Raw genomic sequence first — 12,137 nt, forward strand, 5'->3', positions numbered from 1 at the left:
GGAAGAAATCGACGAATTCGGGGGTGACGCGCCCCTCGCGGTCGGCCAGGTTGGGGGAAGGGGGAGCCATCTCCAGGCGGTTCTTGAAGTCCACCCCCCGGATCCTGAGCGGTTCAAATACGTGCGTGTAGCGCGATCCCATGTCGGTATGTCCTTTCCCCGCTATGAGGCGACTCCGGCCCCGTTCTTGTCAAGAGAAATGGCGGCGGGCGCCGACGGCGACCGCCGCCTCCAGCAGGACGGAGACCGAAACCAGCGCGGAGACGGCGGCGACCGCGGGCCAGAGGGTGCCCGGGCGGGCCCACTGCAGGGAAGCGCCGAGGAGCGGCCCCAAAACCTGCCCCAGCCCGATGAGGGCCTCGTGATAGCCGCCGTGCCGGGTGCTGCCGCCGCTCGAGGCCATCCCGAAGTAGAGGCTCGCGGCGTAGATGGTCCCGATGGAGAAGCCGAGCACCGCCTGGGCCGCGACCATCGCCGCGAGCGCCGGCCCGAGCCCGGCCCCGGTCAGGCCGCCCCCGGCGACGGTGCCGACGAAGCCGAGGAGCATGGCGACGCTCGCGGCGAGCAGCAGCCCCGGCCGCCGGTGCCAGAAGGTCGTCCCCCCGGTGACGGCGAAGGCGGCGGCCCGGGCGACGAGCCAGACGCCGCCCGCCAGTGTGGCCTCCGTCGGGGTGAGCCGCGCGATGGCCTCGAGCGAGGGGAGCGCGGGAGCGAGGGTGAAGACGATGACATAGGTGGAGGGGAGCGCGATCCGCGACAGCCACAGGGCCAGGCGCAGGCGCGCGCCGTCGGAGGGGGTCTCCGCGCTGCGCGTCGTCGATTCCGGGGGGGCGGCCGGCGGAGGCGCCGCGGGGGGGCGGAAGCGGAGGATGATGAGGCCCGCGGCCAGGTGCCCGGCGGCGATGATGCCGAAGTAGGCCCAGGCGGGGGCGTGCTGGATCACGGCGCCGCTCGCGGCGAAGGCGGCGGCCCCCGTCGTGGACCAGAGGATGTTGTACCCCCCGAGGCGGCGCGACAGGCGGTCGGGAGCGCCGGCGGCGGACACCAGGCTCTGCAGCATCGGCCAGGAGGCGGCCACCAGGCCCGTTTCCAGGACCGCGAGGACGGCGGCCGTCACGGCGCGGCCGCCCGAGGCGGCGGCCCCCACCGCGACGGCGCACGCCGTCATGAGGGCGTACAGGGCGGGCAGGGACCGCCGCCGCCCCCAGCGGAGCGAAATCCCTCGGGCGGCCAGGGCCCCCAGGGTGTAGAACGCCCCCTGGCAGGCGGCGACGGTGAAATTCTCCCGGGCGTCCCAGCCGAAGCGGTGATGGGTGTAGAAGGAGAGGCCCGAGACGAGCAGGACGGCCGCGACGGCGTTGGCCGTTTCCGCGGCATACAGCGGCCGCAGGCCCCCGCCGGGGGGGGAGGGTGTCTCGGCGCCTTGGGTCGTGGGGGTTCTCAATGTCTCACCGGGCCAAATCTGGAATAGTAGCAGGCGCCGGCCGGTGATGCCATTTCCGCTTGGCCCACGGGGAAAATCGGGTACAATCCCGCTCATGCCGACGAAAGAACAGGTGCAGCCGTTCCGTGTCTATATGGAGGACGTCGACGCCCAGGGGATCGTCTATTACGCCAATTACCTGCGCTTTTTCGAACGCGGCCGGAGCGAACTGCTGGAAGCCCTCGGCGTCCCGATGGCCCGGGCCGCCGACCCCGACTGCCGGCTCGTGATCTACGAGATCCGGGTCCAATACCGCCGCCCCGCCCTGCTCGGGGACATGATCGAGGTGGTCACCTCGGTCGAGCGCATGAGCGAGTACCGGCTCACCTTCAGGCAGCAGGTCCGGCGCCGGGGGGAGACCGAGCCCTTGGTCAAGGGGGAGGTGGACATCGTCGCCATCGGCCCCGACGGCGCGGTGAAGGAACTCCCCCCCTTCTTCGACGCTATCTAGCGGAGCAGGGCCATGAGAAAATCGCGCCATTTCGACCCGGAGGCGAACGCGAGCGACTCGTACCGGGCAGAGTCGTAGATCCGCTCCGGCAGGTAGATCCCCAGCCCGGCCGCGCGCTCGTATTCCGCGCCCGCGCCCGGGTCCCCCTCGGCCCGCTCCGGGAAGTTCCGGCTGCGGGAGGGGAGGAGTTCCCGCTCCAGGTAACCCTGAAGCTCGAGCCCCGCGGTGCGGGCGGGGTGCCCTTCCGGCAGGGCCCCGCCGACCCGGCCGACGAACTCGTAGAGGTCGCGGCAGCCGTTGGCGTCATAAGCGTAGGTCCGCCCCACGGCCTCCCGGGCCTCTTTCATGGCCTCCGGGTCCCCGGTCACGGCCGTCACCCACCGGTCGAGCCGCTCGATGAAGCCGGGGATCCCTTCCGTCTTCACCGCCGACGTGACGCGGTTCTCCGCGTAGTAGACGAAGGCGCTCGCCAGTTCCCCGGGACCCATGGAAGGATCCGCCGCCAGGTCCCCGATCGCCAGTACGTACAGGTAGCCGAGCCGGGGGCTTGCCCCGGGGGTCCCCACGACGATGTCCGCCCCGGCGCGCCATTCGTGGACCGCCTCGGCCGTCTGCATGAAGTCGGCGTCCACGACCAGGAGATCGATTTTTTTCCCCGTCGCGGCGCGGACCCGGGCCAGGGTCCGGGCGAAATCGGGGACGCTCATGGCGTGCCCGCTCAGGTCGTCGCGCCCCAGCCCCCCGAATCCCTCGCCCCTCCCGAAATAGAGCAGGGCGATCTTTTCGGCCGGGTAGCGATGGTGCGGCGCGCGAAGGTGTAGAGCGCGCTCTCCCCGGCCATGTCCTGGATGGGGGACGAGTCGAGCGCGGGGGGAGTGCCGGCCTGCCCGCCCGGGTCGTTCCGCAGGAGTACCGTTGTCAGGGTCCGGGGAAACCGCAGGGCCCCGCCCGCCCCCTTCTCCAGGATGCCGTGGCGGACGACCACCGCCGCCCGGTCGCCGGGAGCCCCTTTTTCGAGGGCCTGGATCAATGCATGCGCCGACCCGTCCAGCCCGCGGTCGTTGAGGGCGCTGACATAGACCAGGACGAGCCATTCCCGGTCCTCTTCCGATGCGGCCCCGCGCGGGGCCGCCCCCGCGAGCGCGAGCAGGAGGAGGAGCGTTGCGGGCAGGCCCGCCTTCATAAGGCCCCCCCCGGTCCGGCCGGGGCGGAGGCGGAGTCCCCGAGGACGGGGATCCCGCACTTGCGCAGGTACTCCTTCACCTCGCAGATACGGAAGGTCCGATAGTGGAACACGGAGGCCGCCAGCAGGATGCGGGCCCCACCCCGCGTCACCCCTTCGTGGAAGTGCTCGAGCGTCCCGGCCCCGCCCGAGGCGACCACGGGAACGGTCACGGCGTCGGCGATCGCGCGGGTGAATTCCAGGTCGTAGCCGGCCAGGGTGCCGTCGCCGTCCATGCTGGTCGGGAGGAGGATGCCGGCCCCCAGGCGTTCGCACTCGCGCGCCCAGGCGACGGCGTCCTTCCCGGTGGGTTTCGTCCCCCCGGCCACCACCAGCTCGAACCCCGACGGCATCGCGGCGTTGCGGCGCGCGTCCACGGCCACGGTGACGCGGTCGGAGCCGAAGGTGCGCGCAGCCGTTTCGACCAGGGAGGGGTCCCGGACCGCGGCGCTGTTCATGGACACCTTCGCCGCGCCGGCATCGAGCGTCATCGTGATATCCTCGAGCGAGCCGATGCCGCCGCCGACCGTGAGCGGGATCGAGATGACGGAAGCTACGCTCCTCACCCACTCCAGGCGGGTCTTGCGGTTCTCCAGCGTGGCCGCGATGTCGAGCATGGCCAGTTCGTCCGCCCCCTCCAGCTGGTAATAGCGCGCGTTCTCCACCGGGTCGCCCGCCTCCCTGAGCCCGACGAAATGGACCCCCTTGACCACCCGACCGTCCTTCATGTCGAGGCAGGGCATTATCCTGACCGGTTCCATCCTTCCTTCCTTTCCGCGGCGCGTTCCGCCCGTAAATGTTTTCCCCATTATGGCCCCGCACCGCGGTCCCCGCAAGCGTCCAGGCCGGCCGCCGGCCGGACGGGGAAAGGGGGAAAATAAGCCATGATTCCGCCGGGGAAACATATTATGATTCCCACTTTGGTTTGTTTACTGGAGAGATACCAAAGCCCGGGAAGGATCATGGCCCATACCATCACCGTCGGATCGAGGATCCGTTCCATACGAGAGTCGAAGAACATCACGGCCGAACAGGCGGCCGAACGCGCGGGCCTGACGCCCGCGCAGCTGGAGCGCATCGAGGGGGACCGGAACCTCCCTTCGCTGGCCCCGCTGGTCAGGATCGCCCGCGCGCTGGGGGTGCGGCTGGGCACCTTCCTCGACGACAGCGACGGCCTGGGGCCCGTCCTCAGCCGCAGGGAGGACCGCCCCGAGAGCATCAGCTTCTCCTCCGAGACCGCCTGCTCGCACAACAACCTGAAGTTCTTCTCCCTGGCGCAGTCCAAGGCGGGCCGGCACATGGAGCCGTTCCTCATCGACATCGAGTCCGAGTCCGACTGCGGGTACCCCCTGTCCACCCACGAGGGGGAGGAGTTCCTCTACGTCCTGGACGGGGTGATCGAGATCTATTACGGGAAGGAAAAGTACGTCGTGCGCGAAGGGGAGAGCATCTACTACGACTCCATCGTGGAGCACAACGTGCACGCCGCCGGCGGTTCCCGGGCCAGGATCCTGGCCGTCGTCTACACTCCATTCTAGGCAGAAGGACTTATGCAACTCTTCGACCGAACCCTGGGGGAATGGCTGGAGTACTGGGCGGAAACGACTCCCGACCGGGAGTATATCGTCTATTCCGACCGCGACCTGCGCTTCACCTGGCGGCAGTTCAACCGGCGGGTGGACGAGGCCGCCCTCGGCCTGCTCGCCATCGGGGTGCGGAAGGGGGACCACGTCGGCATCTGGGCGCAGAACGTGCCCGAATGGCTGACGTACATGTACGCCTGCGCCAAGCTGGGCGCGGTCTACGTTACGGTCAACACCAACCACAAGCAGCACGAGCTCGAGTACCAGGTGAAACATTCGGACATGCACACCCTTCTCATCACCGAGGGGACCTGGGAGTCGAGCTACGTGGACATGGTCTACGAGATGCTGCCCGAACTGAAGGAATGCATGCGGGGCCGGCTGCGGAGCGAGCGGTTCCCGGTGATGAAAAACGTGGTCTTCATCGGGCAGGAGAAGTACCGCGGGATGTACAACAGCGCCGAGCTGCAGCTGCTCGGGGCCAACATGGACCCGCGGGCGCTCGAGGAGATCAAGCGGACGGTGCGCCCCGACGACGTCATGATGATGCAGTACACCTCCGGCACCACCGGGTTTCCCAAGGGGGTGATGCTGTCGCACTACAACCTGGCCAACAACGGGTACATGACGGGCGAACACATGCAGTTCACGGCCGAGGACAAGCTCTGCGTCTGCGTCCCGCTCTTTCACTGCTTCGGCGTGACCCTGGCCACCACGAACTGCCTGACGCACGGCTGCACCCAGGTGATGGTGGAGCGGTTCGACGCGCTGGTGGTCCTGGCCTCGATCCACAAGGAGCGCTGCACCGCCCTCTACGGCGTCCCCACCATGTTCATCGAGGAGCTCAACCACCCGATGTTCCCGATGTTCGACATGTCCAGCCTCCGGACCGGGATCATGGCCGGGGCCCTCTGCCCGGTGGAACTGATGCGCCGGGTGAGCGACAGGATGTTCATGCGGATCACCAGCGTGTACGGCCTGACCGAGTCGTCGCCGGGGATGACGCAGACCCGCATCGACGACCCCTTCGAATGGCGCTGCCAGACGGTGGGCCGCCCTTACGAGCACACCGAGGTGGCCGTCATCGACCCCAAGACCCGGAAGATCTGCGCGGACGGGGAGCAGGGGGAGATCTGCTGCCGCGGTTACCTGGTCATGAAGGGGTACTACAAGAACCCCGAGGCGACGGCCGAGGCGGTCGACGCCAGCGGCTTCCTCCACTCGGGCGACCTCGGGTACCGGGACGCGGACGGCAACTACCGGATCACCGGGCGGATCAAGGACATGATCATCCGCGGGGGGGAGAACATCTATCCCCGGGAGGTCGAGGAATACCTCTACCACCTGGAGGGGATCAAGGACGTGCAGGTGGTGGGGGTGGCCTCGGAGAAGTACGGCGAGGAGGTCGGCGCCTTCATCATCCTCAAGGAGGGGGCGGAACTGGACGAGGTCGCGGTCCAGGAATTCTGCCGCGGCCGGATCGCCCGCCACAAGATCCCCCGGTACATCTTCTTCGTCGACCGCTTCCCGCTCACGGGCAGCGGCAAGATCCAGAAGTTCAAGCTCCGGGAGCAGAGCCTCGAACTCCTCCGGGAGCGCGGCGTCACCCCGCCCTGAGCCGCGGGATCACTCTTTGTTCATCCAGAACAGGGCGCTCCGGGGCAGGCCGACCATGACTCCGGTCTGGCCGTCCCTCAGGTCGAAGTGCTCGACCATCCGGCGGCCGGCGTGGAATTCGAGAACGAGGTCCGCCCCGTCGGGCTGAAACTGAACGACGGACCTCGGGCCCAGGTCGAGGAGATGGATCCGTCCCGTCAGCACGTGTTCGTCCGGCCTGGGCGGATGCGCGGCATCGCGAAAGGCCACATGTTCCGGGAGGATGCCGACCATGACGCGGGTCCGGGGCGTCGGGTCCTCCTCCCCCGCAGGAAGCGACGCCAAAATTCCGGCGGCCGGGCATTCCACCGTCAGCCAATCCCCCTGCCGCCCCTTCACGACCCCTTCCCAGAGGTTGTTGATCCCCAGGAAGCGCGCGATCGATTCCGTGGCCGGCCGGCGGTACACCGACGCCCTGTCGCCCGTCTGCCGGATGCGTCCGTCCATGAGGATGCTGATCCTGCCGGCCAGGAAATAGGCCTCCATCAGGTTGTGGGTGACGAGCAGGACCGTCAGCCGCTGCCGGCGCTGCAGCTCCCGCAACAGCCGCCAGATCTCCTGCCGGAGCGATTCGTTCAGCGAAGCGAAGGGTTCGTCGAGCAGGACCAGGCGCGGGCGGCTGGCCAGCGCCCGCACCAGCCCGACACGCTGCCTTTCGCCCCCGGAGAGGGTCTGGGGGAGGCGTCCCAGCAGCTCGCCGATGCCCGTGGCCTCGACCAGCATATCGACGAGGGGCTGGTATGAGCCCGGACTGAGGCCGCGCGCGCGGGGGCTGTAACGGATGTTTTCGCGCACGGTCAGGTGGGGGAAGAGCCCGATCGACTGCGGCAGGTAGCCCAGGCCCCGCTCTTCCATCGGCCGGTTCGTGATCTCTTCCCCGTCGAGCCGGATGGATCCCCCCAGCGGCGGCAGGATGCCGAGCAGGGCGTTGAGCAGCGTGGATTTTCCGGAACCGGAGGGGCCGAGCACCGCGTGGCATTCCCCTTGCGCCACCTCCAGGTCGATGCCCCGCAGCCGGAACTCCCCCGCCGCCGCGCTGAGAGCGTTCACCTTAAGCATGCGCCACCTTTCCCAGCAGCCAGCGGGAGAGGGACAGCGCCGCAAGCCCCGTCAGCACCAGCACGAGGATCAGCGCCACCGTTCCCTCGATGTCGGCGCCCGCCAGACGCATGAAAATCGCGATGGGGAGGGTTTCCGTGCGCATTGCCATGGTCCCGGCCACCATGATCGTCGCCCCGAATTCGCCGAGCGCCTTGGCCCACGACAGGATGAAGGCGGCCAGGAGCCCGCGGCGGGCCAGAGGCAGGGTGACGGTGAAAAAGGCGTGGCGCGGCGTCGCGCCAAGGGAGCGGGCGACCGTTTCCAGTTCGACGGGGACCTCGTCGAAGGATGTTTTCAGCAGGCGCACCGCCACCCCGAGGACCGTCACGAACTGCGCCAGGATGATGCCCAGGAAGGTGAAGACGAACCGGACCCCGTAATCCTGGACCCATTCCCCGACCGGGTTGTTGAAGAAGATCAACAGGATCGCGCCCAGCGCCGCGGGAGACACGATGATGGGAAACTCCAGGACGGTGTCGACCAGCTCCCGGAAGCGGAACCGGTAGCGCGACAGTCCGTAGGCCGCCGGCACCGCCAGCAGGATCGCCAGGAGGGCGGCAAGGGAGGCCGCGACGAGGGAGAGGCGGATGGAGAACAGGGTCCGGGCCGAGCCCAGCGTTTCGCGCAGGGTGGAGGGGTCCAGGAACCAGGCGAGGGAGAGGATGAGCCCGCCGTAAAGCCCCAGGACCGCGAGGGCGGCGGCAATGGTGGTGCGGCGAAGATTCATGGGCGGCTTCCCATCGTCCTATTTCCCGACCCACCCGGCGGGCAGGGCATACTCGCCTCCCACCGGCTTTTCGGCGCCCAGCCAGTCCATGGCCTCCCGGGGCGTCGCGAAATATTTGTGGCGGGCGAAAATCCTGCGCCCCTCGGGACCCGCCAGGAAATCGATGAACGCCTGCGCCGCTTTCCTGTCCCGGGTGAACCGGGATACCGCCACCGGGATGTAACCGATCCGGGGCACCTGGGCCGCAGGGATCCGGACCGTCTCGATGCGGGCCGGGTCCCAGTGCTCGAACACGCTCCATCCGATCACGGCGTCCGCCATCTTCAGGGAAATCGCGGTCGCCGTCCGTTCGCACGATTCGGTGTAATTGACGAGATTGCGCCGGAAGGCCGCCTTTTCCGCGGCGCCGAAGGACTTTTCGACGATCTCCACGGCGTAGGTCCCGACGCAGACCGTTTCGGGGTTGGCGATGGCGACGCGCAGGCCGGGCCGGGTCAGGTCCTTCAGGGTGCGGATCCCGTGCGGATTGCCCCTGGGCACGTTGATGGCCGAAACCAGGTAGACGAGGATTCTTTCCGTATCCGCGTAGACGTCCCCGCCGCGCTTGGCTTTTTCCATGTAATCGGACGATCCCGGAAAATAGATGTCCCCCTGGCGGGCCAGCTTCATCTGCGAGAGGACCGACCCGGAACCACCGAACACCAGTTCGATCTTGACGCCGGTTTTTTCCGTGTACAGGCGCGCCGCCTCCTCGGTGGGGGGCTTGGAGGCGGCCCCCGCGTAGACCAGCAGGCTTTCGGCGGCGGTGGCCTCCCCCACGCCGAAGCCCGCCAGGAGCCCGAGAAAAGCAGGAAGGAGTTTTGTCATGACCCGATGCATGATGAATCCTCGAACGCGATAGACGCCCGGCGCGGCTAATGGAGCCAGCGCAGGCTCAGGTGCCAGTTGCGGCCCGGTTCGGGAAAGCCCTCCTGGTAGTGATAATTCCGGTCCAGGAGATTCTTGACCCCTCCCGTGAGGCGCGCGCCCCGCCCGAGCGGGACGATCACCCCCACATCGACGGTGGCGAACCGGGAGGCGGGGACGATGGCCCCGGAATCGTTCGTCGTCACGGTGCCGCTTTCGTAGCGCGCCGCGGCCATCAGGTGAATGTCCCGCGCCAGGCCGTAATCGGCCGTCCCGACGACCTTGTGGCGCGGCGCGCGCACCGGGTGCACCCCCAGCATATTCGAGGGGCCCGAGAGGGTCCAGTTCAAATAGCTGTAGTTCGCGTTGATGGCGAGCCGGGGGACGGGGGCGCTGCGCAGGGTGAATTCCACCCCCTGGTGGGTTTCCGTGCCGACATTGACCGCCTGCTGGCACATCCCGCCCGCCAGGGACGGGCACTGCCCCTCGAACTCTTCCGGAACGAGCGCGTTCTGGATGGCGTCGCCGACGTCGCTTCGGAACAGGTCCGCCTGCAGCATGGTGCCGCGTCCGAGGGCGTGCGCGTACCCCAAATTCCAGTTGCGCGCGTGCTCCGGCTGGAGGGACGGGTTGGGGATCGCCCGGCCGTAGCGGTAGGAGTAGCGGTCCTTGAGGGTCGGGAAGTGGCTCTTGCGCGCAAAGGAGAAAAACAGGGAGCCCGATTCCGACACGGCGTAGGAAAGCGAGGCGAGCGGGTTGAGGCCCCAGGTCCGGGCCAGGCAATCGGAGCCCGGGCAATCGAAAGGGGCGATCGTGTAGACGGTCGCGCGCTCGCTCCCGGAGCCCGTCACCGTCGTCAGCAGGTCCTCGGCGTCCACGGCATCGAGGTAATCGGCGCTGAACCCGACCGTCCCCTTCAGCCGGGAGGAAAGAGTGACGACGTCCTGGACCCCGATCGACATCATCCTGTCGTGCTGCCGTCTCCAGGGCTGGCCGAGGGGCGACTCCCCGGAGTAGGAGATGGAGCTTTCCTCGTGGATGTCGTCCTTCAGAAAAAAGGAAATCCCCAGGGCGTTCCGGGAAAAGCGCCGGGTGGAAAACTCCGCCGAGGTCCCGAGCGAGTGGTCATCCAGGGGCGCGACGCTCGAAAGCCCGGAATAGGTCGCGTCGGTGAAGCCCGTCATGGCGTTGCGGTAACGGTCGTAGAAGACCCGGAGCTTCAGGTCGCCGGTGTTCCCCAGGGTGGTCCGGGAGGTGAAGTAAGCCATCTCCCGCTTCCAGTCGGGCCAGCGCCAGAATTTCGGCTTGTTGTTGCGGGTGTCGGTGCCGGAATAAGGGGGGACCCCGTAGTCCGACTCCTGGCGGACGTAGGAGAGCACGTACTGGTCCCCGTCCCGCGGCGTCCAGCCCAGCCGCCCGTTGAATCGGGTGTCGGCTCGGTCGGAGTTGATCCGTTCGTGGTCCGGCTGCATCGGCGTGGGTTCATACCCGCCCGAGAGCGGGAAGGAGTCCGTCTGGACCCGGTCCACCCCCCCCTGGAGGAAGAAGCGGCGCCAGGCGGTGCCCAGGTGGAGCCACGATTCCAGACGGTCGCCCGAGCCGGTCCCGAGTGCGGCGTCCACGTCCAGCTCCTTTTCCGGCCGGCGCGTCACCAGGTTCACCGAGCCCCCCAACCCGTTCGGCCCCAGCAGGGGGGAGGAGTATCCTTTGGCGACCTCGATGGCGGCGAGGTCGCTCGAGAGAAACCGGCTGACGTCGACGAAGCCGTCGTAGGGGACGTAGAGCGGGATGCCGTCGAGGTAGAGACCCACCTGGCGCGTGTCGAAGCCGCGGATCATGAGGCCCGCGCGGCCGCTCGAGGAGTTGTGGTCCACGCCGATCCCGGGGAGGTGGGGGACCGCCTCGGCGAGATCGACGGCGTACAGGCGCCGGATCTCTTCGTGGTCGAGGGTGGAGACCACGGGGGAGAGGGGCGAAGTCTCCGCCGTGACGCTGATCTCGAGCGTGCCCAGTTCGAAGGGGCGCCCCGGGCTGCGCTCCAGCAGCTTCTGCACGGTCTCGCCGAGCCGGGTGATGACGCTCCTTGTCACCTCGTCGTTCCAGGGCCGCGCCGGGACCTCGGGCGCGGCCACGCCCCCGCCCGGGTAAAGGTCGATCCAGCGCCGGACGGCCGAGACTATCGCCTCGGTCCCGGCCCGCCGCTCTTCGGGGCCGAGCGCTTCGCTCGCGAGGAAAGCCAGGTCGTCGAGCCAGGCGCGCAGCTGTTTCGTCTGCGCTCCCGACGGGGAAGCCCAGAAGAGGGGGGCGAGGAGGAGAAGGAGGGTCAGCGGGCGTCGAAGTGATCGAAGCATAGGCATAGGGCAAAGGCCTCTGTAATGGATCGGGAACGGCGTTCCCGGTTACGGGCGGCACTTATACCATAGCCATGTCGTTTATAAAAAACAAAAAATGCGGCCAGGGTCGTCCCCCTTCCATGTGGCGCGCGGCTGTTTGGAACAGGGGCAATAGCGCAGGTGGCCGTGAAGGGCGGCGGGCCCCGCGCCGGTTACGCCGTAGAAGACCACCCGTTTCCCGCCCCTGCGTCAAATCGGGCCGGAGCGAAGCCGGCCCGTCCCGGGCTAATCCCGTGCCGTTTCGGCCGCGGCCTCGATTTCGGAAAGACGCTTCTCGATGGCGTCGAGTTCCGTCTTGAGCATCTCGGCCTGGTTCCTGAGCGCCTCGGTCTCCGTTCCCGGGTCGGGTGTCCGGTAAGGGGGGTATCCGTATGGGACGGCCCCCCGGCCGAAACGGCTCCATCCCGGCCGCCCGGTGGCGTAATACATGTTGCGCCAGCCGCGGCCGCCGCCTCCGAACCCGCGGCCCCGGCCGTAACCGAAGCCGCGGCCCGGCCCGGGCTGCGCATATCCCGGCGCCCCGAACCCGGCGCAATAGCCGGCCGCGCGTCCAGTCATGGATCCCATTCCCATCGGTCCTGTTCGATCTCCTCCTGGCATGGTCATGCCTCCTTT

The 12,137-nt window shown here is 68.3% G+C and carries 12 protein-coding genes; 3 read left to right on the forward strand and 9 right to left on the reverse strand.

Features of this window, described 5'->3' with window-relative positions; genetic code table 11:
- Both GXY47_08960 and GXY47_08965 read right to left on the reverse strand, forming a co-directional pair.
- Positions 1-142: NADH:flavin oxidoreductase (locus GXY47_08960; protein ID NLV31273.1), on the reverse strand; the 142-nt coding region annotated here is incomplete at its 3' end.
- Between the two features lie 48 nt (positions 143-190).
- Positions 191-1,444, reverse strand: coding sequence for a hypothetical protein (locus GXY47_08965; GenBank protein NLV31274.1), 1,254 nt, complete (start codon positions 1,442-1,444; stop codon positions 191-193).
- Between the two features lie 94 nt (positions 1,445-1,538).
- Between GXY47_08965 and GXY47_08970 the strand changes: the two genes are divergently transcribed.
- Positions 1,539-1,934: a YbgC/FadM family acyl-CoA thioesterase gene (locus GXY47_08970; protein ID NLV31275.1), complete on the forward strand. Its 396-nt coding sequence runs from the start codon at positions 1,539-1,541 to the stop codon at positions 1,932-1,934.
- Here the strand turns inward: GXY47_08970 and GXY47_08975 are convergent.
- Both GXY47_08975 and hisF read right to left on the reverse strand, forming a co-directional pair.
- Positions 1,931-3,028, reverse strand: a complete 1,098-nt coding sequence (locus tag GXY47_08975) for a hypothetical protein (protein ID NLV31276.1) — start codon at positions 3,026-3,028, stop codon at positions 1,931-1,933. The two genes, GXY47_08970 and GXY47_08975, sit on opposite strands and share 4 nt — an antisense overlap.
- Before the next feature lie 85 nt (positions 3,029-3,113).
- A complete protein-coding gene (hisF, locus tag GXY47_08980) occupies positions 3,114-3,917 on the reverse strand; it encodes an imidazole glycerol phosphate synthase subunit HisF (protein ID NLV31277.1) in 804 nt (267 codons plus the stop codon).
- Between the two features lie 201 nt (positions 3,918-4,118).
- Here hisF and GXY47_08985 point away from each other — a divergent pair, with 201 nt between their 5' ends.
- Positions 4,119-4,694, forward strand: a complete 576-nt coding sequence (locus GXY47_08985; GenBank protein NLV31278.1) for a helix-turn-helix domain-containing protein — start codon at positions 4,119-4,121, stop codon at positions 4,692-4,694.
- 12 nt (positions 4,695-4,706) lie between these two features.
- Positions 4,707-6,356: an AMP-binding protein gene (locus tag GXY47_08990; GenBank protein NLV31279.1), complete on the forward strand. Its 1,650-nt coding sequence runs from the start codon at positions 4,707-4,709 to the stop codon at positions 6,354-6,356.
- Positions 6,357-6,365: 9 nt separating this feature from the next.
- On the opposite strand, the gene GXY47_08995 is transcribed toward GXY47_08990, so the two are convergent.
- The 5 genes from GXY47_08995 to GXY47_09015 form a co-directional block, all read right to left on the reverse strand.
- The gene (locus GXY47_08995) at positions 6,366-7,454 is read right to left on the reverse strand and encodes an ATP-binding cassette domain-containing protein (protein ID NLV31280.1); all 1,089 of its coding nucleotides are present in this window, start codon (positions 7,452-7,454) and stop codon (positions 6,366-6,368) included.
- Positions 7,447-8,223, reverse strand: a complete 777-nt coding sequence (locus tag GXY47_09000; GenBank protein ID NLV31281.1) for an ABC transporter permease — start codon at positions 8,221-8,223, stop codon at positions 7,447-7,449. The genes GXY47_08995 and GXY47_09000 overlap by 8 nt, the downstream gene beginning before the upstream one ends.
- A gap of 18 nt (positions 8,224-8,241) precedes the next feature.
- The gene (gene modA, locus GXY47_09005) at positions 8,242-9,090 is read right to left on the reverse strand and encodes a molybdate ABC transporter substrate-binding protein (GenBank protein NLV31282.1); all 849 of its coding nucleotides are present in this window, start codon (positions 9,088-9,090) and stop codon (positions 8,242-8,244) included.
- 47 nt (positions 9,091-9,137) lie between these two features.
- A complete protein-coding gene (locus GXY47_09010; protein ID NLV31283.1) occupies positions 9,138-11,486 on the reverse strand; it encodes a TonB-dependent receptor in 2,349 nt (782 codons plus the stop codon).
- 261 nt (positions 11,487-11,747) lie between these two features.
- Entirely contained in the window at positions 11,748-12,122 is a 375-nt protein-coding gene (locus tag GXY47_09015; protein NLV31284.1) for a DUF5320 domain-containing protein, read from the reverse strand.
- Positions 12,123-12,137: the final 15 nt, after the last annotated feature.

This window comes from Acidobacteriota bacterium, assembly GCA_012729555.1.
Classification (GTDB): Bacteria; Acidobacteriota; UBA6911; order UBA6911; family UBA6911; genus UBA6911.

What these genes read in the sequence shown, in the direction of transcription:
- GXY47_08985 (NLV31278.1), top strand. Translation starts at nt 4,119, where the DNA reads ATGGCCCATACCATCACCGTCGGATCGAGGATCCGTTCCATACGAGAG.
- GXY47_08970 (NLV31275.1), top strand. Translation starts at nt 1,539, where the DNA reads ATGCCGACGAAAGAACAGGTGCAGCCGTTCCGTGTCTATATGGAGGAC.
- GXY47_09000 (NLV31281.1), bottom strand. Translation starts at nt 8,223, where the DNA reads ATGAATCTTCGCCGCACCACCATTGCCGCCGCCCTCGCGGTCCTGGGG.
- GXY47_08990 (NLV31279.1), top strand. Translation starts at nt 4,707, where the DNA reads ATGCAACTCTTCGACCGAACCCTGGGGGAATGGCTGGAGTACTGGGCG.
- GXY47_09015 (NLV31284.1), bottom strand. Translation starts at nt 12,122, where the DNA reads ATGCCAGGAGGAGATCGAACAGGACCGATGGGAATGGGATCCATGACT.
- GXY47_09010 (NLV31283.1), bottom strand. Translation starts at nt 11,486, where the DNA reads ATGCCTATGCTTCGATCACTTCGACGCCCGCTGACCCTCCTTCTCCTC.
- GXY47_08975 (NLV31276.1), bottom strand. Translation starts at nt 3,028, where the DNA reads ATGGCTCGTCCTGGTCTATGTCAGCGCCCTCAACGACCGCGGGCTGGA.
- GXY47_08995 (NLV31280.1), bottom strand. Translation starts at nt 7,454, where the DNA reads ATGCTTAAGGTGAACGCTCTCAGCGCGGCGGCGGGGGAGTTCCGGCTG.
- hisF (NLV31277.1), bottom strand. Translation starts at nt 3,917, where the DNA reads ATGGAACCGGTCAGGATAATGCCCTGCCTCGACATGAAGGACGGTCGG.
- modA (NLV31282.1), bottom strand. Translation starts at nt 9,090, where the DNA reads ATGACAAAACTCCTTCCTGCTTTTCTCGGGCTCCTGGCGGGCTTCGGC.